General features: G+C 64.7%; 20 protein-coding genes. 2 read left to right on the top strand and 18 right to left on the bottom strand.

What is annotated here, in order from left to right; translation table 11 throughout:
- Positions 1-5: 5 nt before the first annotated feature.
- The 15 genes from HXX15_RS14865 to HXX15_RS14795 all read right to left on the bottom strand — a co-directional run bounded on the left by HXX15_RS14865 (position 6) and on the right by HXX15_RS14795 (position 19,515).
- Complete coding sequence (locus HXX15_RS14865) at positions 6-992, bottom strand: MDR family oxidoreductase (protein ID WP_296516829.1); 987 nt, start codon at positions 990-992, stop codon at positions 6-8.
- A gap of 334 nt (positions 993-1,326) precedes the next feature.
- On the bottom strand, positions 1,327-2,763 hold the full coding sequence (locus tag HXX15_RS14860; protein WP_296516828.1) for a cell wall hydrolase: 1,437 nt from the start codon (positions 2,761-2,763) through the stop codon (positions 1,327-1,329).
- Between the two features lie 200 nt (positions 2,764-2,963).
- A complete protein-coding gene (locus HXX15_RS14855) occupies positions 2,964-6,125 on the bottom strand; it encodes a CusA/CzcA family heavy metal efflux RND transporter (RefSeq protein ID WP_296516827.1) in 3,162 nt (1,053 codons plus the stop codon).
- Entirely contained in the window at positions 6,122-7,537 is a 1,416-nt protein-coding gene (locus HXX15_RS14850) for an efflux RND transporter periplasmic adaptor subunit (protein WP_296516826.1), read from the bottom strand. The genes HXX15_RS14855 and HXX15_RS14850 overlap by 4 nt, the downstream gene beginning before the upstream one ends.
- Complete coding sequence (locus HXX15_RS14845; RefSeq protein ID WP_296516825.1) at positions 7,534-7,938, bottom strand: FixH family protein; 405 nt, start codon at positions 7,936-7,938, stop codon at positions 7,534-7,536. The genes HXX15_RS14850 and HXX15_RS14845 overlap by 4 nt, the downstream gene beginning before the upstream one ends.
- 96 nt (positions 7,939-8,034) lie before the next feature.
- Positions 8,035-8,424 carry a hypothetical protein gene (locus tag HXX15_RS14840; RefSeq protein WP_296516824.1) on the bottom strand — a complete coding sequence of 130 codons (390 nt, stop codon included), beginning with the start codon at positions 8,422-8,424 and terminating at the stop codon, positions 8,035-8,037.
- A 143-nt stretch (positions 8,425-8,567) separates the two neighbouring features.
- Positions 8,568-11,510: a pyruvate, phosphate dikinase gene (ppdK, locus tag HXX15_RS14835; RefSeq protein WP_296516823.1), complete on the bottom strand. Its 2,943-nt coding sequence runs from the start codon at positions 11,508-11,510 to the stop codon at positions 8,568-8,570.
- Between the two features lie 90 nt (positions 11,511-11,600).
- Entirely contained in the window at positions 11,601-11,756 is a 156-nt protein-coding gene (locus HXX15_RS14830) for a DUF3096 domain-containing protein (protein WP_296516822.1), read from the bottom strand.
- 338 nt (positions 11,757-12,094) lie between these two features.
- A complete protein-coding gene (locus HXX15_RS14825; protein WP_296516821.1) occupies positions 12,095-13,189 on the bottom strand; it encodes a hypothetical protein in 1,095 nt (364 codons plus the stop codon).
- A 267-nt stretch (positions 13,190-13,456) separates the two neighbouring features.
- The gene (glyS, locus tag HXX15_RS14820; protein ID WP_296516820.1) at positions 13,457-15,697 is read right to left on the bottom strand and encodes a glycine--tRNA ligase subunit beta; all 2,241 of its coding nucleotides are present in this window, start codon (positions 15,695-15,697) and stop codon (positions 13,457-13,459) included.
- Positions 15,697-16,629 (bottom strand): glycine--tRNA ligase subunit alpha, encoded by a 933-nt coding sequence (locus HXX15_RS14815; protein WP_296516819.1) that lies wholly within the window; start codon positions 16,627-16,629, stop codon positions 15,697-15,699. The genes glyS and HXX15_RS14815 overlap by 1 nt, the downstream gene beginning before the upstream one ends.
- A gap of 423 nt (positions 16,630-17,052) precedes the next feature.
- Positions 17,053-17,244 carry a hypothetical protein gene (locus HXX15_RS14810; protein WP_296516818.1) on the bottom strand — a complete coding sequence of 64 codons (192 nt, stop codon included), beginning with the start codon at positions 17,242-17,244 and terminating at the stop codon, positions 17,053-17,055.
- A gap of 101 nt (positions 17,245-17,345) precedes the next feature.
- Positions 17,346-18,257, bottom strand: a complete 912-nt coding sequence (locus HXX15_RS14805; protein ID WP_296516817.1) for a S49 family peptidase — start codon at positions 18,255-18,257, stop codon at positions 17,346-17,348.
- A 273-nt stretch (positions 18,258-18,530) separates the two neighbouring features.
- Positions 18,531-19,295, bottom strand: a complete 765-nt coding sequence (locus HXX15_RS14800; protein ID WP_296516816.1) for a methyltransferase — start codon at positions 19,293-19,295, stop codon at positions 18,531-18,533.
- A complete protein-coding gene (locus tag HXX15_RS14795; protein WP_296516815.1) occupies positions 19,288-19,515 on the bottom strand; it encodes a DUF2007 domain-containing protein in 228 nt (75 codons plus the stop codon). Before HXX15_RS14795 ends, HXX15_RS14800 begins: the two co-directional genes overlap by 8 nt.
- A 237-nt stretch (positions 19,516-19,752) precedes the next feature.
- Between HXX15_RS14795 and HXX15_RS14790 the strand changes: the two genes are divergently transcribed.
- Entirely contained in the window at positions 19,753-20,763 is a 1,011-nt protein-coding gene (locus tag HXX15_RS14790; RefSeq protein WP_296516814.1) for a polyprenyl synthetase family protein, read from the top strand.
- 34 nt (positions 20,764-20,797) lie between these two features.
- Here HXX15_RS14790 and HXX15_RS14785 read toward each other — a convergent pair whose 3' ends face one another.
- From HXX15_RS14785 to HXX15_RS14775, 3 genes are all read right to left on the bottom strand, one after another.
- Positions 20,798-21,688: a 4-(cytidine 5'-diphospho)-2-C-methyl-D-erythritol kinase gene (locus tag HXX15_RS14785; protein WP_296516813.1), complete on the bottom strand. Its 891-nt coding sequence runs from the start codon at positions 21,686-21,688 to the stop codon at positions 20,798-20,800.
- A gap of 13 nt (positions 21,689-21,701) precedes the next feature.
- Entirely contained in the window at positions 21,702-23,480 is a 1,779-nt protein-coding gene (locus tag HXX15_RS14780; RefSeq protein WP_296516812.1) for a tetratricopeptide repeat protein, read from the bottom strand.
- Between the two features lie 249 nt (positions 23,481-23,729).
- A complete protein-coding gene (locus HXX15_RS14775; protein ID WP_296516811.1) occupies positions 23,730-25,388 on the bottom strand; it encodes an electron transfer flavoprotein-ubiquinone oxidoreductase in 1,659 nt (552 codons plus the stop codon).
- Between the two features lie 234 nt (positions 25,389-25,622).
- Between HXX15_RS14775 and HXX15_RS14770 the strand changes: the two genes are divergently transcribed.
- On the top strand, positions 25,623-26,462 hold the full coding sequence (locus tag HXX15_RS14770; protein WP_296516810.1) for a uracil-DNA glycosylase: 840 nt from the start codon (positions 25,623-25,625) through the stop codon (positions 26,460-26,462).
- The last annotated feature ends 2 nt before the right edge of the window (positions 26,463-26,464 follow it).

Below are 26,464 nucleotides of genomic sequence, written 5' to 3'. Positions count from 1 at the left end.
ACGCGTTACAGAATTTTTACCACGATTCGCCCGCGAACCTGGCCTTCGAGCACCCTGGCGCCCGCCGCGATGACCTCGTCCAGATTGATTTCCTGAGTAATTTCAGACAATTTTCCGTGGTCGAGGTCGCTCGCCAGGCGTCCCCAGGCCTGTTTGCGCAGTTCGATCGGACACATCACCGAATCGATGCCGTAAAGACACACGCCGCGCAAAATGAACGGCGCTACCGACGATGGCAGATCCATGCCCGCGGCCAGACCGCAGGCCGCGATCGCGCCGCGATATTTCGTCATCGACAACAGATTGGCCAGCGTGGTGGAGCCGACGCTGTCGATGCCGCCGGCCCAGCGCTCCTTCGCCAGCGGCTTGGCGGGGCCCGACAACTCGCTGCGGTCGATCACTTCGGCGGCGCCGAGGTCTTTCAGATACGGCGCTTCCGCCATCCGGCCGGTCGAGGCGATGACGTGATGGCCGAGCTTCGACAACACCGCGATCGCGATCGACCCGACGCCGCCGGCGGCGCCCGTGACCACCACCGGTCCATCCTTCGGCGTTAGACCGTGCTTCTCCAGCGCCAGCACCGCCAGCATCGCGGTGTAGCCGGCGGTACCGATCGCCATCGCGTCCCGCGCCGACAATCCGTCCGGCAGCCGCACCAGCCAGTCGCCCTTGACCCTCGCCCGCTCGGCATAGGCCCCGAGATGAGTCTCGCCCATGCCCCAACCGTTGCAGATCACCTTGTCGCCAGCCTTCCAGTCCGGATGCGACGATTGCGTCACGGTGCCGGCTAGATCGATGCCGGCGATCATCGGAAACCGCCGTACCACCGGCGCCTTGCCGGTGACGGCGAGGCCGTCCTTATAGTTCACGGTGGACCATTCGACCGCAACGGTGACGTCGCCGTCCATCAGCTCGGCCTCGTCGAACTGGGTCAGCGCGACGCTGGTGCCTTTTTCCGCCTTGTCGATCCTGATTGCCTTGAACATTGCCACCGCGCGCTCCCTGAATGCGTTTTGATTTCCCGAACGAGTTACGGAAAGCCGGGGGTGCCTGTAAAGCGCGCTGCGCAACGACAATGCATTTCCGGCGATCAGGTCTGACGATTTATCAATTTTGAGCTCTGGGGGCACCCCGAGGAGCATACGATATCTATTTTACTCATTATGAGCATATCATGGCCATTCCTGGCGCCCCACGTCAAGGCAATCAACGAGGTGAAGCGCGAGCGCGACGCGGTGATCCTGGTACAACCGACGATGTCGTGATTGTCGGCGCCGGGCTTGCCGGCCTGTTCCGTGCGCTGAAGACTCGTATGAGCCGCCGCCGTTAGCGCCGCACCGTGGCGTCGGACATCTCTGCTGAACTATGCGCGGCCTCTGCCAGTTTCGCCGAAATTGCCGCGGTCTCGGCCTCGGTACCCCAGCTTGGCGCCTCGCTGCCGTCGCCCCAGGCGCGCGGGCGGTAGAAGGTGTGGACGCCGAATTTGTACAGCTTCTTCATCTCGTTCACCCAGGACGGCCGCACCCAGTAAGCATGGTAGTGCGTCGACTTCGCGACTTCCGGCAGCCACAGCTTGCCGTCCAGCATCGCCTTGGCGATCTTTTGGGCGCGGTCCCACATGTCGGGTTCGCGCACCACGTCGGCGACGTTGTCGCAGGCGAAGGTGAACTGGCAGGCCAGATGGCGGTGCTTGTTCTGATACACCACGCCGCACACCGTGTTCGGGTAGAACCCCGAGAATGCGCGGTTCAACACCACCTGCGCAACCGCGATCTGGCCGCGCACCTTTTCGCCGCGGGCCTCGAAATAGATCGCGTCGGTAAGACACTTCTCCTGCTTGGCACGCAGCTTCTCGTCGAGCAGGCCGAGCCGCTCGGCCGGCGTCTTGACGCGCTGATTGTCGGCATTGACCTCGCCTTTGCTGGCGATGCTTTCGCCGGCCGCCGTCGGCTCCACCGCCGCGAGAGGCAACGACGCCGTCGCCTTCATGTCCGGATCGAGCGCGGTGGGCAGCACGATCACCGGCTCTTCGCCAGGCTGCCAGCTTTCCAGCGACTCGCCGGGCGATCCGAGCGAACCGGTCCCGAAGAACAGGCTGGCGGTCTTGAACGCGAACGGATCGCGGCGCGGCGCGGTCGCGCCTTCGCCGACGCCGATCTCGTCCTTGCCATCGTGCAGCGGATCGCCTTCCAGCGACATCGAAACGTCGTATTGCGGCAGCGGCGCCGACCGCAACGCCTCGGCCAGTTCGGCATCGAGCGGCGCGGCGCTGTTGTTGGGGATCCGTTCGACGGTCTTGGCGCCCATGACGTTGGGAGACGAAGCGCCCTCGGCCGACGAAGGGGCGTTTTCCGGTGACGCCAGCTCCGGCGTCGCGATCGTGAGGCGGTCGCCCTTCAGGGTGCGGTCGACGGTGGGAAAATCCGCCGCGCGGTAGCGCGGCAATGGCTGCTCCAGTGGATTGCGCGTCACCGAGCCGGTGATGTCGATGCCCTGATTGTCGAGGCTGGCCAGCCGGTAGGCCGCGCTTGGCGGCGTGGAGGTCCCGATCGGACGGCCGAACGAGAAGGTCGCAACCTGGATGGTGGTGAACGCGGAAGCGAACATCCGCTGCTGCCAGCGCTCGGCAACCCCCGGCTGCCGCGCCAGCAGCGATGCGATATCCTGATATCCGACTTCTGTCGGGATCCCGGCGAAGACGCAGAGACCGAGGCCGAAGGACGCAAGACGCGCGCCCCTCGGCCGGTTACGCATGACTGACATGGATACGCTCACGCAACGCTACACATACGCGATCTTGCCCTATATCCGGACAATCCGATCGGTTCTGTTGATATCCAATTAAAGTTGCGGGGGGGTTAATCGGCGATGCCCGCGCGCAACACGCAAGTTCCGCATGCGAGATCGCGAGGCGTTCGCAAACCTTGGTGAATCAGCACTTGAGCGAAGTAGTAAACATCTTGTCAACGCGGATGCTGAACAACCTCTTGCGACGGCTCCGCGAGCGGTGACGCATCACGCAGATGGAACCGTTTGATCAGCGCGTAGATCGCGGGGATTACGATCAGCGTCAGCAGCGTCGAGGACACCATGCCGCCGATCATCGGCACCGCGATCCGCTGCATGATTTCGGAACCGGTGCCGGTGCTCCACATGATCGGCAAGAGCCCGGCCATGATCGCCACCACCGTCATCATCTTCGGCCGCACCCGTTCGACCGCGCCCTTCATGATCGCGGCAGCAAGATCCTGCCGGCTCACGCCGATGCCCTGCGTAGCGCGCAACGCGCGGATTTCGTCGAGCGCGTGATTGAGATAGATCAGCATCACCACGCCAGTTTCCGCGGCGACGCCGGCCAGCGCGATGAAGCCGACCACCACGGCGACCGACAGGTTGAAGCCGAGCGCCCACATCAGCCAGATCCCGCCGACCAGCGCGAACGGCAGCGACAGCATCACGATCAGCGTATCGGCGACCGAGCGGAAGTTGAGATAGAGCAGCAGGAAGATGATCAACAACGTCACCGGCACCACGATCTTCAAGCGCGCCGCGGCGCGCTCGAGATATTCGTACTGCCCGCTCCAGACCACATAGGAGCCGGCCGGAAACGCGATGCTCGCCTTCACCGCAGCTTGCGCATCGGCGACATAGCCGCCGAGATCGCGATCGCGGATGTCGACATAGATGTAGATCGCAAGCTGGCCGTTCTCGGTGCGGATCGAGGTCGGCCCGCGCGTCGGCGCGATGGTCGCGACCTCGCCGAGCGGCACCGCGCCGCCATTCGGCATCGGCACCAGCACGTCGCTGCCGATCGCCTGCGCCGAACTGCGCAGGTCGCGCGGATAGCGCATGTTGACCGAGAAGCGCTGCCGGCCCTCCACCGTTGTGGTGACGGCCTGGCCGCCGAGCGCGGTGGCTATCACGTCCTGGACGTCCTGGATCATGATGCCGTAGCGCGCCAGCGCGGCGCGATCCGGCGTGATGTCGAGATAGTAGCCGCCGAGCGCGCGTTCGGCATAGGCCGACGAGGTGCCGGGCACGGTCTTGATCACCTGCTCGACCTGCTTGGCGAGCTTGTCGATTTCGACGAGATCCGTGCCGATCACCTTGACGCCGACCGGGGTGCGGATTCCGGTCGACAGCATGTCGATCCGCGACTTGATCGGCATGGTCCAGGCATTCGAGACGCCTGGAAACTGCAGCGCGCGATCCATCTCGGCGGTGAGGCTGTCGATCGTCACGCCCGCGCGCCACTGCTCTTTCGGCTTCAGGTTGATGATGGTCTCGAACATCTCGGACGGCGCCGGATCGGTAGCGGTGGAGGCGCGGCCGGCCTTGCCATAGACCAAGGACACTTCCGGGAACGAGTGGATGATGCGGTCTTGGGTCTGCAACAGTTCCGCGGCCTTGGTGACGGAAATGCCCGGCAGCGTCGTCGGCATATAGAGCAGCGTGCCTTCGTTGAGGCTCGGCATGAACTCGGTGCCGAGCTGCCGCGCCGGCCAGATCGTGACCGCGAGGACCGCCACTGCCGCGAGGATTACGACCAGCTTGGCATTCAGAACCGCCTTGATCACCGGCCGGTAGATCCAGATCAGGAAACGATTGATCGGATTCCTGTGCTCCGGAACGATCCGGCCGCGGACGCAGATCACCATCAAGGCCGGCACCAGCGTCACCGACAGCAGCGCCGCCGCCGCCATCGAAAACGTCTTAGTGAAGGCGAGCGGGCTGAACAGCCTTCCCTCCTGCGATTCCAGCGTGAAGATCGGCATGAACGACACGGTGATGATCAACAGGCTGAAGAACAGCGCCGGCCCGACTTCGGCCGCGGCCTCGATCAGCACCTCGACCCGCGAACGACCGGGCTCGGCGCGCTCCAGGTGCTTGTGGGCGTTCTCGATCATCACGATCGCGGCGTCGATCATGGCGCCGATCGCGATCGCGATGCCGCCCAGACTCATGATGTTGGCGCCGAGGCCGAGCAGCTTCATGGTGGCGAACGCCATCAGCACGCCGACCGACAGCATGATGATCGCCACCAGCGCGCTGCGGACATGCAGCAGGAACACAATGCAGACCAGCGCCACCACGATGCTTTCCTCGACCAGCGTGCTTTTCAGCGTGGCGATCGCGGCGTTGATCAGGTTGGAGCGGTCATAGACCGCGACGATCTCGACCGATTTCGGCAAGCCCGAGGCAATCTCCTTGAAGCGCTTCTTGACGTTGTCGATCACGTCGAGCGCGTTGACGCCGAAGCGTTGCAGCACGATGCCGCTGGCGACCTCGCCCTCGCCGTTCAGTTCGGCGATGCCACGGCGCTCGTCAGGACCCAATTCGACGCGCGCGACGTCGCGCAGCAGCACCGGCGTGCCGCCGGCGCTCTTCAGCACGATGTTGCCGAGATCGTTGATGCCCTTCAGATAGCCCTTGCCGCGAATGACGTATTCGAATTCGGAGAGTTCGACGGTGCGGCCGCCGACGTCGGCGTTGCTGGCGCGGATCGCATCGCGCATTTTCGGCATGGTGATGCCGAGGTCGCGCATCCGCTGCGGATCGAGAATCACGTTGTACTGCCGCACGAAGCCGCCGACGCTGGCGACTTCGGCGACGCCTTCCGCCTTCGCCAGCGCAAATTTCAGATTCCAGTCCTGGATCGTGCGGGTGTCGCCGAGGTTCAACTCCTTCGACATCACGGCGTATTGGTAGACCCAGCCGACGCCGGTGGCGTCGGGGCCGATCGTCGGCGCCACGCCGGTCGGCAGCCGCGAGGCGGCGCTGTTGAGGAATTCCAGCACCCGCGAGCGCGCCCAGTAGATGTCGGTGCCATCCTCGAAGATTACGTAGACGAACGACACCCCAAAGAATGAGAACCCGCGCACCACTTTCGAGCGCGGCACCGTCAGCATCGCGGTGGTCAACGGATAGGTGACCTGATCCTCGATCACCTGCGGCGCCTGCCCGGGATATTCGGTGTAGACGATCACCTGCGTATCGGAGAGATCGGGGATGGCGTCGAGCGGCAGATGGCTCAACGCATAGATGCCCGCCGCGGCGGCAAAGCCGGCGCCGAACAGCACCAGCAGCAGGTTGCGCGCCGACCAGGCGATCAGGCGGGCGATCATGGCTTCGCTCCGGCGTCCGAAAAGCCCTTCAACGCAGCGTTCAGATTGCTCTCGGCATCGATCAGGAAATTCGCCGAGACCACCACCGGTTCGCCTTCGGCGAGGCCATCGCGGATCTCGACATAGCCGCCACCGCGATGGCCGAGCTTGACCTCGCGCGGCTCGAACCTGCCCTGGCCTTTCTCGACGAACACCGCCTGGCGGCTGCCGGTGTCGAGCACCGCACTTTCCGCCACCGACAGCACCGGCCGCGCGCTGCCGGTGTCGATCTCGGCGTCGACATACATTTCTGGTATCAGCGCCAGATCGGGATTATTGAGCTCAATCCGGATCCGCGCCGTGCGGGTCTCCTTGTTGATCTGCGGATAAATCAGCTTCAGCTCGCCGTTGAATGCGCGACCCGGATAGCTGCGGGCGCGAACGATCACCTTCTGGCCGAGCGAAAGCGCACCGAGATCGCGTTCGGCGACATCGATCGTCGCCCACAGCAGCGAAATATCGGCGATGCGGAACAGCACGTCGCCGGGATTCGCCCGCATGCCTTCAACCGCGTTGCGTTCCAACACGACGCCGTCGCGCGGCGCCGACCATTCGAGCACGAGCGGCACCGTCCCGGTCTTTTCCATCGCTACGATCGCGGCGTCCGGCACGTCGAGATTGACCAGCCGCTGCCGCGAGCCGCGGCCGTAGGATGCAACGCCGCCAATGGTCTTCGAGTTGATAGTGGCGATGTATTCGGCCGCGGCGGTCGAAATCGAGGAACTGTAGACCTGCATCAGCGGCTGGCCCTTGGCGACCCGGCTGCCGGTGGTGACGTCGGCGATCTTCTGGACAAAACTCTCCGACCGCATCGCGATCACCGAGACCCGGCGTTCGTCGAGCTGAATCACGCCGGGCGCGCGAATCATCGTGCGAATGACGCGCAGGCCGGCCGCTTCCGATTTGACGCCAGTGCGCTGGATCTTGCCCGGCGACAGCTTCACCGAACCGTCGTCGCTGTCGTCCCCATCATAGACCGGGATGTAGTCCATCCCCATCGAGTCCTTCTTCGGCACCGGCGAAGTATCGGCCAGCCCCATCGGATTGCGGTAAAATTTTATCTTGCGGTCGGTCGCCATCGGTGCCGGCGGCGGCGCGGCGGACGCATCGTCGTCGAAATTCAGATCGGCGCTGGCTGGCACGGCGAGATAGTCGCGGCCGTCCGGCGTCTTGCGCGGCGTCAGCGAATAGGACGGCTTGCCGTCCGGGTCCTGGTAGTAGACCGGCTCGTCGCCAGCTTGCGCCGCCGCTGGCGTCACCAACGCGACACCCGGCGCGGCCTTGACACGAAGGTGCTCGCGGACACCGAAAATGCCACCGCCCACCGCCGCTATCGCAGCGGCGGTGACGATCGCGAGCGTAGCACGCTTCACTTGTTCGCCGTGATGACGAGCTTGCTTTCGACCGAGCCGGTCTCGCCCTGCACCTTGGCGCCGAGCGACAGCGTCCAGCGGCCTTCCATGCCGAACGCGGCCTTGAAGCGGTAGCTGCCCGGCTCACCGCCCGGCTCGCGCACGATCTTGGTCGACATTTCCGGCATGCCGTCGGCGCCCATGTCGAGCCGGGTGGCGAAGATCACCGCGTCGGGCACCGGCTTGCCGGTGGTCTTGTTGATGAGCTGGACGGTGACGATCTTGTCCTTGCCGACCGCGACGGTCGGCTCTGTGAGACGGAATTCGTAGTCCTTGATGTCGGCACGGGAGATCGTGGTCGAGCCAACAATGGCAACGGCGATTAACGCGGCCTGAGCGGCGCGCGAGAACTGGGTCTTCATCTTGAATAACCTCGAAAGAGTGGGGCTGGTCGAAACGCGGCATACGTCGCGTCGCGCGAAAAGATCACGCGACGGCGGGCGGCGCGTCAGCGCCGCTCAGACCAGGATTCGAGGGGGGTGTTCGGGCGGTGGATGGCCGAGGCCGTCGCGCCGGAAATCGTTGGTCAACAACGCGACGCGGTCGGAGGCGACGGGAAGCGGCAACACGATCGCCGTCGGCATCCCGGTCAGGAAGATCGACATGCAGCCGGCCATCGTGACGCACTTGTCGCAATCGACCGGTGCAGGCGCCTTCGACGGGCAGCACGGCATTTCGGCCACGTCGTCTGCCATCGCGGACATCTCGTCCATCACATGCCCGGCCATCGCCTGCATCGGCGCATCCGCCGGCATGCCGGCCATCACCGGCCGGGACAGCGGCGCCAGCACAAGTCCCGCGATCATCAGGATCGCGAGCAGCCGGCGTATGGCGAAGATGCAGTTCACCGCAGAACCATCGCATATTCGGTGGATGATGAAAAGCCGCGGGCAATCCCGCAGGCCGACCGAGCCTGGAGGCCGGCGCTCCAAACGAAAATGGCCCGGACGGTCCGGGCCATTTCCTGAAGCTATCACAACAGATTAGAGCACTACGCCTGGCTCGATACTGCCTTGCCGAGCGCGGCCTGCGCCGCCGCCAGCCGCGCGATCGGCACCCGGTAGGGCGAGCACGACACGTAGTCCAGCCCGACCTCGTGACAGAACGCCACCGAGGCGGGATCGCCGCCGTGTTCGCCGCAGATCCCGACCTTGAGGTTGGGCCGGGTCTTGCGACCGCGCGCCACCCCGATCTTCACCAATTCGCCGACGCCGTCGCGATCGATGCTGATGAAGGGATCGACCGTCAGGATACCGCGGGCGATGTAGGTGCCGAGGAAGCTCGCGGCGTCGTCGCGGCTGATGCCGAAGGTGGTCTGGGTCAGGTCGTTGGTGCCGAACGAGAAGAACTCGGCGGTTTCGGCGACCGCGCCGGCCATCAGACAGGCCCGCGGCAGTTCGATCATGGTGCCGACGCTGTAGGCGAGCTTGACGCCGGTCTCGCGCGTCACCGCATGCGCGGTGCTATCGATCCGGTCCTTGACCAGATCGAATTCCATCTTGGTAGCGATCAGCGGCACCATCACCTCGAGACCGACCGCCTTGCCGGTGCGTTTGCCCGCCTCGACCGCGGCCTCGAAGATAGCGCGGGCCTGCATCTCGGCGATTTCCGGATAGGCGATCGCGAGCCGGCAGCCGCGGAAGCCGAGCATCGGATTGAATTCGGCCAGTTCGCGGGCACGGTCGGCAAGCCGGCGCGGATCGGTATTCATCGCGCGCGCGACTTCTTCGATCTCTGCCTGGCTGTGCGGCAGGAATTCGTGCAGCGGCGGGTCAAGCAGCCGGATTGTCACCGGCAGGCCCTTCATGATCTCGAACAGCTCGACGAAATCCGCGCGCTGCATCGGCAGCAGCTTGGCCAGCGCGGCGCGGCGGGCCTGTTCGTCCTCGGCGAGGATCATCTCGCGCACGGTGCGGATCCGGGTTTCCTCGAAGAACATGTGCTCGGTGCGGCACAGGCCAATGCCCTCGCCGCCGAACTTGATCGCGGTGCGGGCGTCGTCCGGGGTGTCGGCGTTGACGCGAACCCCGAGCTTGCGCACATGGTCGGCCCAACCCATCAGCGTGTTGAACTCGCCGGACAGTTCCGGCTCGATCATCGGCATCCGCCCGGCCAGCACCTGGCCGACCGCGCCGTCGATGGTGATGATATCGCCGGTCTTGAAGGTGCGCGAACCGATCGTCATGGTGCCGCGGCCGTAATCGACCCGAATCGAGCCGCAGCCGGAAACGCAGGGCTTGCCCATGCCGCGCGCCACCACGGCGGCGTGCGAGGTCATGCCGCCACGGGTGGTGAGAATGCCTTCGGCGGCGTGCATGCCGTGGATATCTTCCGGCGAGGTCTCAATCCGCACCAGGATGACCTTGTGGCCGTCGGCCTGCAGCTTGGCGGCCTCGTCCGAGGAGAACACGATCTCGCCTGAAGCCGCGCCAGGCGACGCCGGCAGGCCGGTGGCGATCACGTCGCGCTTGGCGGCGGGATCGATGGTCGGGTGCAGCAACTGGTCGAGCGAGGCGGGATCGATCCGCGACACCGCGTCGTTCTTGCTGATCACGCCCTCGCTGGCGAGTTCGACCGCGATTCTGAGCGCCGCCTTGGCGGTGCGCTTGCCGCCGCGGGTCTGCAGCATCCACAGCTTACCCTGCTCGACGGTGAACTCCATGTCCTGCATGTCGCGGTAGTGCTTCTCCAGCAGCGTGTAGATCCGCGTCAGTTCCTTGAACGCGGCCGGCATCGCCAGCTCCATCGATGCCTTTTCGGAACCGGAAGCCTGCCGGGCATATTCGGTGATGTCCTGCGGGGTGCGGATGCCGGCGACGACGTCCTCGCCCTGCGCATTGATCAGGAATTCGCCGTACAGCCGGCTCTCGCCGGTCGAGGGATTGCGGGTGAAGGCGACACCGGTGGCCGAGGTTTCGCCCATATTGCCGAACACCATCGCCTGCACATTGACGGCGGTGCCCCAGGATTCCGGAATGTCGTGCAGCTTGCGATAGGTCACCGCGCGCGCGTTCATCCAGGATGAAAACACCGCACCGATCGCGCCCCACAATTGCGCATGCGGGTCCTGCGGGAATTCTTCGCCGGTCTCGCGGGCGACCGCTTCCTTGTACTCGCTAACCACCTCGACCCAGTCGTCGCCGCACAGGTCGGTATCGAGCGCGTAACCCTTGCTGTCCTTGAAGGTATCGAGAATGTCCTCGAAGTGATGATGTTCGAAGCCGAGTACCACGTCGGAATACATGGTGATGAAGCGGCGGTAGCTGTCGAAGGCGAAGCGGCGGTCGCCCGACTTCTCCGCCAGCGCTTCGACGGTGACGTCGTTGAGTCCGAGATTGAGCACGGTATCCATCATGCCCGGCATTGAGGCGCGGCCACCGGAGCGCACCGACACCAGCAGCGGATTCTTGGCGTCGCCAAAGCCCTTGCCGGCGAGCTTGCCGACATGTGCCAGCGCTTTCTCGACCTGGGTTTTCAGCTCTTTCGGATAGGTCTTGTCGTTGGCGTAGAAGTAGGTGCAGACCGAGGTCGGGATCGTGAAGCCGGGGGGTACCGGCAGGCCGAGATTGGCCATCTCGGCGAGATTAGCACCCTTGCCGCCGAGTAGGTCGCGCATCGCGGCCTTGCCCTCGGCCTTGCCGTCACCGAAAGTGTAGACCCACTGGCCGGGCTTCGGCGCGCTGACGGCCTTGACCGCGGCGGCCTTGGTTGCGACGGCCTTGACCGGCTTCGCGATGGGCTTGGCAGCGGACTTCTTGACCGGCTTGGCAACGGCTTTCGCCGCCGCCTTCTTGGCAACCTTGGCCGCCGACTTCGGCGGGCTCTTGACCAGCATCTTGCGGGCATTGCCCGAGACTGCGCCCTTTCCCCGCGAGGGCGCGGAAGGCTTTGATTTCGCGACGATCTTTTTGGTCTTCGAAGCGGCTTTGGCCATGGCTTTCAACAGTCCGCAAGAGGGAAAAGAGTGGCCGCCATACACCACGTTTTGGCGACCACGCGCAAGCTGGCTTGCCGTTGCTCAAGACTAAAGGTGGAAGAACCGAAGCACGCCGAGGCCGATCAACCCGATGCAAATCAGATAGATAGCGACCACGAGATTGAGCAGCCGCGGCATCACCAGGATGAGAATGCCGGCGATCAGGGCGACGATCGCCGGAATGTGGGCGCTAGTAATGGTCATATGAGTCTCCAACTAAAATTGAGGCGGGGAGTGATGTCGAATCGTATGGCGGTTTTAGCGGTCCGACGGGTCGCGGGATAGCAGCCGCCCGATGACACGCGTCTGACCGTCCCGGGTTCCATGCGCCGACAGATTGCCAGATATTGCAGCGACCGATCACGGAGATTTTCGGGAACATCGCGGCCGCCGGCGCGTTGCGTCGATAACCTTCGAAAAACCGAATCGTTCAGGCCAGCGAGAAATTCGCCCGGACGAGGCTCAGGCGCAACGACTGCGACTGAGACAGGAGAGCCCCGCCCCGTCCCCCCGCCGGGCGGGGCTTTTCTCTGCGCGTCCTGTTATGCGCTTTTCAGCATCGACAGCAGCGACCGGGTCGATTTGTAGCTTTGTACGGCGTTGTCGCGGAACGCCGGTGTCCAGTTCGAGGCCTGGCGCTCTTCGTCGCTCATCGCCGAATAGGTATTGAGGATCCCGAGGCTGAGCTGGGTCGGATCGCCCGAGCTCTGGCTCTGCTTCAGCGCGGCCAGGATGCTGGCGCGGTTGCGCGAACCAAGCTCCTGCTTGGCGGCGAAGCTTTCCTGTGGCGAGAACAGCTGATCCTGGTTCAGCGACACCGCAGACAGCGAGCGATTGTCGATCGACGACAGGTCGACGAGTTGGCCGGTTTTGCGACCGGAATCGAATACCAGTTCCTTTCCGGCCGCCGTCGCGGCGCTGGCCTGGGCGTCGAGCGCGGCGCGGACCGCCTTGGCGACGCTGGAGAAGTCCTGCGTTGGAGCGGCGCTGCCGGCGGAGTCTTGCGCCAGATAGGTAGCGACCGGATCGTTGGCGATTCCCGACGGGGCCTTGGTGGGGTCCTGCTGCGTCGCCTGGACGCCCTTTACCACCGCGGCGCGCTGCGCCGACCACGCGGCGGTGGCCTTCTCCTCGCTGCTGGCGCCGTCGAGATAGGTCAGCGCGGCCTTGTAGATACCGCTGAAATCGCCGGTCAGTTTCGCGGTCGCGGTGGCCGGCGCCAAGGCCGCGTTGAAGCGGCCGCCAAGTTCGGTCGCGGCCACGCTTTGCTCGGCGGCGGTGAATTTTCCGGCGTTGTTTGTGGCAATCGCGAACAGCGCACGGCGATCCAGCTTAGCCAGATCGATGCTCGGCTTGCCATCGCTGCCGATCGGCCCGCTCACCTTGGCGGCGGCATAGAGGCCATCGAGCGTGGTCCGCGCCTGCGCGGTGACCGTGGTGAAGTCCGGTAGCGCCGCGGCGTTGGCCAGCTGGGCGCGCGCGGCGTCCGACAGCGTCAGATTGGTCGCGGCGTTGGAGCTCAATGCCTCCTCGTTACCGGCAAGGATATTGGCCAGCGATGGCTGCGTCGCCGCGGCGCGGGCATAGGCCGAGCCGTATTGCGCATATGGATTGAGACTGCTGCCGACCGTGGTCATCGGATCCCCGCCTGGTCTGGACGCAACGATTAAGAAACCGTTACCGGCGGCGACCTTTCCAGCTCATGGTTAACGCGGGGTAAATATTTCCGGATGTGTCGGGGCATTTCTGGGGAGCCACACATTGACCGCGGTCATTCCGGGGCGCGCACGGCGAAGCCGTAAGCGAGCCCGGAATCTTGCGGCTCGGCCGTGGGGCGAGATTCCGGGTTCGCGCGCGCTACGCGCTCGCGCCCCGGAATGACGGGCCTTGGCGATGCCGCGTCCTCAATCCTGAATCTTCGAAAAGTCCGCCACCGCGCGCGTCGCTTCGCGGATTTCGTTGAGCAGCTTCAGGCGATTCTCGCGCACCGCGGGATCGTCGTCGTTGACCTTGACGTGATCGAAGAACTCATCGACCGCCGGACGCAGCTTCGCCATCGCGCTCATCGCGGCGGCGAAATCTTCCCTGGCGACCGCGGCGGAAGCGTCCTGCTTCACCACGATGATCATGTAGGCGAGCGCCGACTCGGCGGCTTCGCTGTAAAGGGATTGATCCGGCGCGCCGTCATAGCTGCGCGCGTCCTTCTTCTCTTCGATGCGCAGAATATTCGCCGCGCGCTTGACGCCGGCCAGCAGATTCTTGCCGTCGTCGGTGGCGAGGAAGGCCGCCAGCGCCTCGACCCGGCGTACCACCATCAGCAGATCGTCCTGGCCACCGAGCGAGAACACCGCATCGACCAGATCATGCCGCGCGCCCTGCTCGCGGAGTTGGACTTTCAGGCGATCGGCGAAGAACGACAGCAAGTCGCCACGCAGCGCGAGCGCGATGCCCTGCTCGCGCTCGAGAATGATTCCGCCCTTGGCGTTGATATAATCGTTCCAGCGGTCGCGCAGCCGCAATTCCCGCATATCCAGGCGCTCATTGAGCTTGTCCCAGAGGTCGTTGTTCTCGGCGGCTTCCCGGCGGACTTCGACCACTCGGAACGGAAGCAGGGCATCGAGCACGATGTCGCCCAGCCGAACGCGGTGGCCGCTGTCGACGATCAGCCTGATCACGCCCAGCGCCGCACGGCGCAGCGCGTAGGGGTCCTTGCTGCCGGTCGGCTTCTCGTCGATCGCCCAGAACCCGACCAGCGTGTCGATCTTGTCGGCCAGCGCCACCGCAATGCTGACCGGATCGATCGGCACCCGATCGGCCGGGCCTTGCGGCTTGTAGTGCTCCTCGCTAGCCGCGGCGACGCTGGCGTCTTCGCCCTGCGCCAGCGCGTAGTATTTACCCATCAGGCCTTGCAGCTCTGGGAATTCGCCGACCACTTCGGTCAGCAGGTCGGCCTTACACAGGGTCGCGGCGCGCTTGGTCTTCTCGACATCGGCGCCGATCAGGGGTGCGATCTCGGCGGCGAGCCGCACGATCCGTGCGATGCGTTCACCCTGGCTGCCGAGCTTTTCGTGAAACACGATATTGTCGAATTTAGGCAGCCGGTCTTCCAGCTTCGTCTTCAGATCGGCCTCGTAGAAGAACTTCGCGTCGGAGAGCCGCGCGCGGATCACCCGCTCGTTGCCGGCGATGATCGCCGCGCCGCCGTCGCTGGCCTCGATATTGGCGGTCAGAATGAATTTGTTGGTGAGCCTGCCGGTCGCGGGATCGTTCACCACAAAGCATTTCTGATTGTTGCGAATGGTGGCGCGGATCACATCGCCGGGGATCGACAGGAATTCTGCGTCGAACGAGCCCATCAGCACCACCGGCCATTCGACCAGCCCGGCGACCTCGTCGAGCAGCACATGGTCCTCGACCAGTTCGTAGTTCTGCGCCTGCGCCAGCGTGCGGGCATCGGCGAGGATGATGTCGCGGCGGCGTTGCGGATCGAGCACGACCTTGGCGTCGAACAGCTTGGCCTCGTAGTCGGCGAAGCGGCGCACGGCGATCGGCGCCGGCGCCATGAAGCGATGGCCATAGGTGGTCTGGCCCGAATTGATGCCGCTGAGCTCGAACGGCACAACTTCGGGCTCTTCGGTATCGATGCCGAAGGTGGCGGTGATCGCATGCAGCGGCCGCACCCATTGCAGCGCACTGGATTTCGCCGAGCGCTCGCCCCAGCGCATCGATTTCGGCCACGGGAAGGTGCGGACGATCAGCGGGATGATCTCGGCCAGCACGTCGAGCGTGGGGCGGCCGGGCTTCTCGATCAGCGCGATGTAGAAATCGCCCTTCTTCGGGTCGCGCTGGATTTTGGCGTCGTCGAGCGAGGCCAGACCGGTGGCCTTCAGAAACCCCTGGATCGCGGCATCCGGCCCGCCGACCCGCGGCCCCTTGCGCTCTTCCTTGAGGTCCGACTGCCGCGCCGGAATCCCGTGCACGGTCAGCGCCAGCCTCCGCGGCGTCGCGAACGCTTTCGCCCCGTCATAGACCAGCCCCTCGGCGACCAACCTACCGGTCACCATCCGGCGCAGATCCTCGGCCGCCTTGGCCTGCATCCGCGCCGGGATTTCCTCGGAGAATAGTTCGAGCAGAAGATCGGGCATTACGCGGCTCCGCCGGCGTCAGTATGCAGCCAGGCTTCGCCGCAGGCTTTGGCGAGGTCGCGGACGCGGCCGATGTAGCTTTGGCGCTCGGTCACCGAGATCACGCCGCGGGCGTCGAGCAGATTGAAGACGTGGCTGGCCTTGATGCACTGGTCGTAGGCCGGGAGCGCCATCAGATGCCACTCGCGCTTGCCGTCTTTCCAGCCCGCCTCGAGATACTTCTGGCAGGCGGTCTCCGCCATCGCGAATTGCGCGAATAGCATCTCGGCATCGGAGTGTTCAAAATTGTGTTTCGAATATTCCTTCTCGGCCTGCAGGAAAACGTCGCCATAGGTCACCTTGTCGGCGCCGTCGCGGCCGTTGAAGTTGAGATCGTAGACCCGGTCGATGCCCTGCACATACATCGCCAGCCGCTCGAGGCCGTAAGTCAGTTCGCCTGCCACCGGGGCGCATTCGACGCCAGCGACCTGCTGGAAGTAGGTGAATTGCGAGACTTCCATGCCGTCGCACCAGCATTCCCAGCCGAGGCCCCAAGCGCCCAGCGTTGGGCTCTCCCAGTCGTCCTCAACAAAGCGGATGTCATGCAGCGCGGCGTCGACGCCGATCGCCGCCAGCGACTTCAGGTAGAGATCCTGCAGATCCGGCGGCGACGGTTTGATGATCACCTGGAACTGGTAGTAGTGCTGCAGCCGGTTCGGGTTCTCGCCATAGCGGCCATCCTTCGGCCGCCGCGACGGCTGCACATAGGCGGCGCGCCATGGTTTCGGCCCGAGCGCGCGCAGCGTGGTCGCCGGATGGAAGGTGCCGGCCCCAACCTCCATGTCGTAGGGCTGCAGGATCACGCAGCCGTAATCGGCCCAGAACCGCTGCAGCGTCAGGATCAGGCCCTGGAACGAGCGTTCCGGGCGCATGTGCGGAGGCATTGAGTCCATGATCGGCTTTGAGATTCGCGAGGATTGTCGGGCGCGCGGGACCGTATCGGCGCGCCACCGCGGAATCAAGGCAATGTCCTCGCCGCGGGCGGCCGTAGCTCCCGCTAACCCGGCGTTAACCGCCGCAACAGCCGCGCCGCGCGGCGCCGGAAATCGTTAGGAATTGAACGATTATCGTCACCTGCGCTTAAGCGCGATCCGGCTCAGGCCGGCCAACGGCGTCACATTGGGAGCCCGAAATGATTGCGTTTCAGACCATCGGTGCGGTGATCATTGTTCTCTCGATCGCACCCCTGCTCAGCAACGGCCGTCGGGCTCGCCGCTGAGAACTAGCCTCCAAAATCGCTCGTCGGCTCTAACGGGCGGTGCCCCGCCCGAAGGCCGGCGCAGCTATTTTGAGGTCCGGCAAAAGCCGAAACGGATCTAGCCCGGTCGGTAGGCGCCGGTCACCGGATCCTGCCGCAACGTCGGAATCTCGGTTCTGCGGTTGGCTTCAGCGAGGATCGATCTCCGCGCGTCGTCCAATTCCTGGTTGATCCTCTTGGCGGTCCGGTACGCCCAGCGAATCACGGCTATGCCCCCAAGGGCGCCTGCGAATGCAATCAGCGGCGGCATCGTTCGATCCTCTTCTCTCTCGCATCCCCACCATATCCTCGCGCAAGCGCGGCTGCGCCGCAATCGGATCATGCGAGGCGAAATGGCGCGGGCGCTACCTCTCAAAAGCCATATTTGGCCCAGATCGCGCGCGACTCGAGCGCGGAAATCAACCCGTCTGGAAGGCCCGCAAGACCGTCGAGCGAGCCGACGATTTCAGCGCCGCCTGACTTGCGGCCGAGCAGTCCCGCCAACATCCCCGACGACGGCGCGATCACCGGAGTTAGAACCTTGTCGCCGAATCGCGCCCGCAGCACCGAGCGGAGGTCGCCGAGGCTGTCGGCAAGGCCCAGTTTCACCGAGGTTTCGCCGGCCCAGTATTCGCCGGAGAACAGTTCGTCCTCGGCGCCCTTCAGCCGCGCGCCGCGGCTGTCCTTGACCAGCGAGATGAACAGCGCGTGGATCTCCCGCTGCAGCGCCTTGACCCGGGCTACGTCGCCGGGATCTTCCGGCAGGAACGGATCGAGCTGCGCCTTGTGCTCGCCGGCGGTGTAGATGCGGCGCTCGACGCCGATCTTCTTCAACAGCTCGGGAAAGCCGAAGGTGCCGCCGACCACGCCGATCGAGCCCAGGATCGACGACGGATCGCAATAGATCTCGTCGGCCGCGCAGGCCAGCATGTAGCCGCCGGACGCCGCGACGTCCTCCACGAAGGCGATCACCGGCAGCTTCTTCTCGGCGGCGAGCTGGCGGATCCGCAGATAGATCAGCCGCGACTGCACGGGCGAGCCTCCCGGAGAATTGATCGCCAGCGCCACCGCTTTGGCGTGGCGGGTGGAGAACGCGCGCTCCAGCACACGGGCGACCCCGGCCAGCGACATCCCCGGCCGCAAGGGTGTAACCGCACCGATCACGCCGGAAAGCCGCACTACCGGCACCACCGGAACGCCGGGCCGCCAGCGCCGTGGAATCAATTTGATCAGGCCGTCCAGCAAGCCCGCGGATTCGTGATCGGCCGTTGTCTGATCGCTCATGGCGTTATCCTCAGATTAACCATTATTTTCTACCCAACATGCGTGGCCGGCTGGAACGTCTCTTGCAAAGCGCAATTTATATAAGCATTGGCTGCAACGAAGCAGCGGAGAGCAAGATGAAAATCTACCTGCTGATGACGCTAATCGGCGCGATTCTGACCGCGGTTCATTTCACCACGGCGCCGGAGCAGAAATCGAAAACGCTGCCGCAATAATCAGGCTGCCTAATTTCCGCGCGAACCAGCGCGAAGTTCCATCGCAAAGCCGCCGCGCTCAGAGCGTCGCCAGCGGTAGGAGCTGCTGCCCGCTCAGCACCGCCTGCGCCGCCGGACTTTGCACCCCCCATGCATCGTTCAGCATCAACCCGGGATAGATCGCCAGCGGCGCCCGTCCGCCCTTGACCGCCCGAACCAAGATCCGAATCGCCGGCTCCCCCGCCTTGCCGTGAACCGGCAATACCACAACGCTGCCGAAGCCGCGCTCCAGCGCCGCGAGCACGTCGGCGAGACCGTCGGCGCGCCAGATCATCGTCAGCACCCCGGCTGATTTCAGTACCCGACGGGCAGCATGCACCCAAGCTTCCAGCGTAGTCGCGGTCGCCACATGAGCAATCTGCCGGGCCGCGTCCGGCGATGACCGATGCCGCGACGCGTCGTTGAACGGCGGATTCATCAGCACCGCATCAGCGTTGTCCGGGAAAAACCGGACAGCGGCGAAGGCGTCGGCGCCGGATGCGATATCCAGCACGCAGACCTCGGCCGGCAGATTGTTGCGGGCCGCGTTGCCGCGCGCGAGATCCGCGAGATCCGGATCGATCTCGACCAGCACCAGCGCGATCGCCGCGACGCGCGACGCCACTGCCAGACCCGCGGCGCCGACGCCGGCGCCGAACTCCACCACGCGATCGCCCGGCCGCGCCGATGTCGCGGCCGCCAGCAGCATCGCGTCATGGCCGGCGCGATGCCCCGACTTCGGCTGCCGCAACCGCAGCCGTCCGCCGAGAAATCCGTCCTCGGTGAGTTCCGCCGAGTCAGTCATTGGCACGAAGTTCGTGGGCCAGACCTGCATCCGTCAAAACCTGACGCGCAGCTCTGTTGTCGTCGTCGTGGACGAGAATACGGCGCGGAATCACACCAACCGAGCCTTCGAGAATGCTCATGTTCTGATCCAGCACCAGATGGTGGATGTTGGCGCCATCGAGCAGCGCGCCGATCGCCGACACCAGCACCACGTCATTGGTCCGCACCAGTTCCCGCACGCTTGCTTCTCCCTCAATCCCTGCATTATAGCTCCCGCTCGATCGGCGCGGTTCGAACGCGTCGCCTCGTTACACGGTCGTTCGCATGATATAGTGTGAACTTCGACGACGACGGAGCGAAATGGGCAGCGGATTATACCGTCCGCCCGGGTTTCGCCCCGAGCTTTGGAATCAGGGCTGTTTTCAGCGAGCCGCGCTCGTCTTGCTCGAAACGCTCCCGAAATTTGGAGACCCAGCGTGGCCGTTATCGTACCCTTCGAGGGCCCCTCGACTGCCTCGATAGATCAATTGGTCGAACTTGTCGCCGCGGACATGGAACGCGTCAACGCGACCATTCTGTCGCGGACCGGCTCCGAAGTCACGATGATACCGGAAGTGGCGAACCACCTGATCTCCTCGGGCGGCAAGCGGCTGCGCCCGATGCTGACGCTGGCGATGGCCAATCTCACTGGTTATACCGGCGACGGCCACATCAAGCTCGCGGCCTCGGTCGAATTCATGCACACCGCCACGCTGCTGCATGACGATGTGGTCGACGAAAGCGAATTGCGCCGCGGCAAGCTGTCGGCGCGGATGCTGTGGGGCAACGAGGCCAGCGTGCTGGTCGGCGACTTCCTCCTCGGCCAGGCATTCCGGATGATGGTCGAGGTCGGCAATCTGCGCGCGCTCGATATTCTGTCGTCGGCCGCGGCGACCATCGCTGAAGGCGAAGTGATGCAGCTGGCGGCGGCAAAAAACACCGCCACTACCGAAGACGAATATCTCGCGGTGATCCGCGGCAAGACCGCCGAACTGTTCGCCGCCGCCTGCGAGGTCGGCCCGGTGATCGCCAACCGTCCGAAAGCCGAGCAGACCGCCTGCCGCTCGGTCGGGATGAATCTCGGCATCGCATTTCAGCTGGTCGACGACGTGCTCGATTACGGCGGCAAGGCCGCCAAGCTCGGCAAGAATGTCGGCGACGATTTCCGCGAGGGCAAGATCACCCTGCCGGTAGTACTGGCGTTCCGCCGCGGCAACGACGCCGAGCGCGAATTCTGGGTGCGCGCGCTGGAGCGCGGCGAAATCGCCGAGGCCGATCTCGACCAGGCGATCGGCCTGATGACGAAGCACCGCGCCCTGGAAGACACCATCAATCGCGCCCAGCACTATGGCGCGATGGCAGTCGACGCGCTGGCGCTGTTCCCGTCGTCGCCGATGAAATCCGCGCTGGAGCAGGTGGTGGCGTTCTGTCTGGCGCGGTCGCACTAAGCGGCAGCGCCGTCCCCGGCGATTGAGGGCTTGGTCAGCTCAGCATCCCCGCATGCACCCACCAGCGCGGGTGCGCGGTGCGGATCGCTTGCCCTGCGGCCTGCGCGTCGGCATCCGAGCCGAAAATAGCAAAGCAGGTGGCGCCGGAGCCGGACATTCGCGCCAGCAGCGAACCGGGCGCGTGGCGCAGCGCCTTGAGCACATCGCCGATTACGGGCTCGACCTTCAGCGCCGGGGCTTCGAGATCGTTGCTACTCGCGGCAAGCTGTTCGACCCATTGCGCGACCGAGGCAGCGCCTCGCGGCCAGATCGGCGCCGCGACGTGATCGGCGGCACCGGCCAGCAACTCGCCCTTGCCGAGACCGAGTGCGGCGAACACGTCCTTGGTCGCCACCGCGACGCGCGGATTGACCATCACACAGGGCAGTTCCGGCAGTTCGAGCGGCGTCAGGCTCTCGCCGACGCCGGCCATGATGCAGGCCGCCGATGCGACGCAGACCGGCACGTCGGCGCCGGTCAAACGCGCCACCTCGATCAGCCGGGCGTCGTCGGTCGCCAGCTCGTTGGCGCGGGCCAGCAGCCGCAGCGCCGCGGCGGCATCCGCCGAACCACCGCCGATCCCGGCCGCGACCGGCAGATGCTTGTCGAGCGCGAACGCGCCGGCGCGCAAGCCTTCGACCCGCTCGGCCAATAGTCGCGCCGCCTTGATCACCAGATTGTCGGCACTGTCGCCGCAATCGACGGCACCGGGACCGGTGGTGGTGAGATGGAGTTCTGGGCCCGGCTGCAGCGTCAGGCGGTCGGCGCAATCAGCGAACGCCACCACACTTTCGAGCTCATGATAGCCGTCGACGCGGCGGCCAAGCACCCGCAACGTCAGGTTGACCTTGGCGCGCGCCCGATCGGTCAGGGCAGGACTCGGCATTCCGTCACTCAACTCAGCCGCCCTTGCCGTCTTCTTTTTTCTTGTCCGCGGAGGCCGCCGACGAGGTGTCTTCCGACAGACCGTTAGCGATCTTGGCCTCGATCTTCGGCAGTTCCTCCGGATCCGGCTTCAGATCACGGGCATGCGCCCACTGGAAATTGGCTTCAAGGATGCGGCCGATCCGCCAATAGGCGTCGCCCAGATGATCGTTGATGGTCGGATCTTCCGGCTTCAGCTCGATCGCGCGTTCGAGGTTCTTGACCGCTTCCTGGAAGTTGCCGATCCGGAAATAGGCCCAGCCCAGCGAGTCGACGATGTAACCGTCGTCCGGACGTTGATCGACCGCGCGCTTGATCATCTTCATGGCGTCGTCGAGATTGATACCCTGATCGATCCACGAATAGCCGAGATAATTGAGGACATGCGGCTGCTCCGGCTGCAGCTCCAGCGCCCTCTTCATATCGACTTCGGCCTTGGCCCACTGCTTGGAACGCTCCTCACAGATGCCGCGGAAGTAATAATACACCCAGTTGTTCTTCTCGGCGCCCGACAACGCGTCGATGCCCTGCGAATAGGTCACCGCGCAATCGGCGAACTTCTTGCGGCCGCGCTCGATGTTGCCGAGCGCCATGATTGCCTCGAGGTCGCGCGGATCTTCCGCGGTAACGCCCTTCAGGATCTTGATCGCCTCTTCGCTGCGATCGGAAGCATCCAGATCGGTCGCGAGCTGGATCTGCGCGTTGCGCTTCAACGGCGAAGTGGCCGGCACCCGTTCATAGGCCTTGATCGCCATCTGCGGCTTCTTCACCGCCTCGTAGAGATCGCCCAGCGACAACAGCGCCAGCGCGTGACTGGGCTCGAGATAAAGTGCGAGCTGCAGGTAGACCAGCGCGAGATCCTCGCCGCCGCGGCGGGTCAGCGACGCGCCGATGCCGTACAGCGCTTCGGCGGCGCCGGCCTGCGGGCCGTCGACCAGCGGCGGCAGTCTCTTGCCGGCCTTGGTTTCGCGAATGCCTTCGAGCACCAACGGATGCCGCGCCAGCTTCTTGTCAAAATTGTCATAGACCGCAGTGGCGGCCGCGGCATCCTTGTTGCGCGACAACCAGCGCGCATAGGCGTCCGACACCCGCAGGGCGGAATCGTCGAGCTTGTAGGCCCGCTCCAGCCTGGCGCCGGCGTCCTTCTGCTTGTCCGCCAGCTCTAGGATCATGCCGGAATGCAGATCCTTGAAGATCGGATACCATTCTGGCCCCGCCAGCTTGTCGATGTTGGCGACCGCGCCCTTGGTGTCGCCGGCGCCAAAGCTGGCCCAGCCCGCCAGCAGCGTCGCCACCAGATCGGTGATCGGACCGCGCACCGACTGGTTGATGTTCGACAGCGCCGCCGGATATTTCTTGTGCTTCAGATCGCGCACGCCGACCACCAGCCGCGCCACCCGATTGGCTTTGTCGATCTTCAGAAGACGGTCGGCGAGCTTCACGGCTTCGTCGATATCGCCATCCGCGAGCGAGGAGATGAAGGCGCGATCGAGCAATTCGTTGTTGGCCGGATCACGGCGCAGCGCCGAGCGATAGAACGTCGCCGCCGAGCTGGCGTCGCGCTCAACGCTGGCATGGCGCGCAGCGAGATAGCTGCCGGCCGTGGTCAAGGCTCGCAAATCCTGACTGGTTGGGAATTGCGCCGAACTGTCGGTGGGGTGATCCGGGGTCTGGGCCAGGACCTGACCCGAGATCGGCAGCGCCATTAGCGCGACGGCGGCAATCATCGAGCGACGAAATCGAATGAGAAACATCAAGGTTCGCCTAGCTCCAGGATTTGCGGAACGCTCGGTGGGCCCAAAGGCCGAGCCGACTGCATCAAGCCGGTGACAATGCCGCGTTTGCGGTTCAACCGCAAGGATAGGGCCGGGAATCGATCGGAGACAAAGCCGTCGGACAGGCCGGCGGCGCGGTTCCGCCGGCTCGATTGAGACGGCCGCAGTATGGCAGCATCGTGACCTGCGGCGATTTGCCGGCTACGCCGCCGCTCACGAGATCGTGGGTCACATGCCCTGATAATTCGGGCCGCCGCCGCCCTCCGGCGGCACCCAGGTGATGTTGCCGTTGGGGTCCTTGATATCGCAGGTTTTGCAATGAACGCAGTTTTGCGCGTTGATGACGAAGCGCGGTTCGGCGGTTTCATCGACCCATTCATAGACCCCCGCCGGACAATAACGACCGGAGGGGCCGGCATAGACGTCGTGCTCGGAACTCTTCTGCAGGCTGATGTCCGCGACCTTGAGATGAACCGGCTGGTCCTCCTCGTGATTCGTATTGGACAGGAACACCGACGACAGCCGGTCGAAGGTCAGCTTGCCGTCCGGCTTCACCGGCGGGAACGGCTTGTATTCCTTGGCGGGCTTCAGCGTGTCGCGGTCGCGCTTCGAATGCGATAGGGTTCCGAACAGCGAGAAACCCAGCGTCGAACACCACATCTCGAACCCGGCCAGCATCACGCCGACTCTGGTGCCGAAATTCGACCATAGCGGCTTAATGTTGCGGACTCTGAACAGGTCCTTGCCGACCGCGGAACCGCGCCAGGCGTTTTCATATTCGACCAGTTCGTCGTTGGCGCGGCCGCTGGCGAGCGCGGCGGCTGTGTGTTCGGCCGCCAGCATGCCGCTGCCGATCGCATTGTGCACGCCCTTGATGCGCGGCACGTTGACGAAGCCCGCGGCGCAGCCAACAAGCGCGCCGCCCGGGAAGCTCAGCCGCGGCACCGATTGATAGCCGCCCTCGGTGATGGCGCGGGCACCGTAGGAGATCCGCTTGCCGCCTTCAAAGATGCGGCTGATCGAGGGATGGGTCTTGAAGCGCTGGAAATTGTCGAACGGCGACAGATAGGGGTCGTCGTAGTTCAGATGCACCACGAAGCCGACCGCCACCAGATTGTCCCCATAGTGATAAAGGAACGAGCCGCCGCCGATGGTGTTGCTGAGCGGCCAGCCGAACGAATGCGCCACCAGACCCTTCTTGTGCTTCTTCGGATCGATCTGCCAGACTTCCTTGAGGCCGATGCCGAATTTCGCCGGCTCGCTGTCCTTGTCGAGCTGGTATTTGGCGATCAGCTGCTTCGACAGGCTGCCGCGCGCGCCTTCGGCGAACAGCGTGTACTTGCCGAGCAGTTCCATGCCGCGGGTGAAGGAATCCTTCGGCTGGCCGTCGCGGCCGATCCCCATGTCGCCGGTGGCGATGCCGCGGACTTCGCCGTTCTCGCCGTATAACACTTCGGTGGCGGCGAAGCCGGGATAGATCTCGACCCCCAGCGCCTCGGCCTGCGGCGCCAGCCAGCGGCATAGATCGCCGAGCGAGCCGATGAAGTTCTTGTGGTTGTTCAGCATCGGCGGCACCAAGAAGCTCGGCACCTTGAACGACGTCGCGCCCGTCATCACGAAGAAATGGTCGTCGGTGACGTGCGTCTTCAGCGAACAGTCAGCGTCTTCGCGCCAGCCCGGCAGCAGCTTGTCGAGCGGCGTCGGATCGATCACCGCGCCTGACAGGATATGGGCGCCAACTTCGGAGCCCTTCTCAACAACGACCACCGTGAGTTCGGGATTGATCTGCTTCAGCCGGATTGCAGCCGCCAGACCGGAGGGTCCCGCACCCACGATGACGACGTCGAATTCCATGGACTCGCGGGGCGGCAGCGGTTCTGCACTCATGTTTTTTTCTCGCACAGGCACTTCGGAACGTTTCCAGGGGGTGTTGTTTCCGATTTTTCCCGGAAGGACAACCACCCAAATGTACCGGGCGAACAACTGCCGGCTTTCGCCGCGCTGCGTTCTGGTCCAGAGTTACTGTTGGCCGGACACAGCAATGGCCGGCCGCGTTGAGACCTTCGGCCTCGGAGTTCTGAGCCGTCGACGATGGCGACAGCTCAACTTGACACTTGAAACATGACACCTGACCGCGCACCGAGCGTGCATCAATTGCTGGCGTTCTATCTCGAAGCCGGCGTCGATTGCGCACTGAACGACGAACCGGTCAGCCGGATGACCGACGAGGTTGCGGCCGCCGCGGAGCCGCGCCTGGCGTACACCGGCGCGACCGCGCAGCCGGCTATGAAATCGCCGGGACCGATCGCGGCTCCGACCGGTGTTCCGGCACCCGCGCCTGACGCTGCGATCGCCTCGGCGCGGGACGCAGCAGCGACCGCGCCATCGCTGGAGGCGCTGCGCGCCCTCATGGAGAGGTTCGACGGCTGCGCGCTGAAAGCCACCGCGACGCGACTGGTGTTTGGCGACGGCAATCCGAAGGCGCGGGTGATGTTCGTCGGCGAGGCGCCCGGGCGCGAGGAGGATATCGAGGGACTGCCGTTCGTCGGGCGCTCCGGAAAACTGCTCGATCTGATGCTGGCGGCGATCGGGCTGAACCGCGGCAATGCCTACATCGCCAATGTGATTCCGTGGCGGCCGCCCGGCAACCGGACGCCGACGCCGCAAGAGACCCAGATCTGCCTGCCGTTCATCCGCCGGCAGATCGAACTCGTCAATCCGGACGTGCTGGTGACGCTGGGCAATCCATCAACACAGACGTTGCTGGCGACCCGCGACGGCATCATGCGGACCCGCGGGCGCTGGTTCGACTACGACACCGGAACCCGCGAGATCCGCGCGCTGCCGACGTTTCACCCGGCCTACCTGCTGCGCTCACCGTCCTACAAGCGGTTGGCCTGGCAGGATCTGCGCGCCATCGCCACCGCGCTGGCGGAGAGCCCAGGCAAGGACGGCGTGTAAGG

Source organism: Rhodopseudomonas sp., assembly GCF_013377015.1.
Taxonomy (GTDB): domain Bacteria; phylum Pseudomonadota; class Alphaproteobacteria; order Rhizobiales; family Xanthobacteraceae; genus JARJEH01.
The sequence above is the reverse complement of the archived record's forward strand: the minus strand, read 5'-3'. Positions and strand labels throughout refer to the sequence as shown.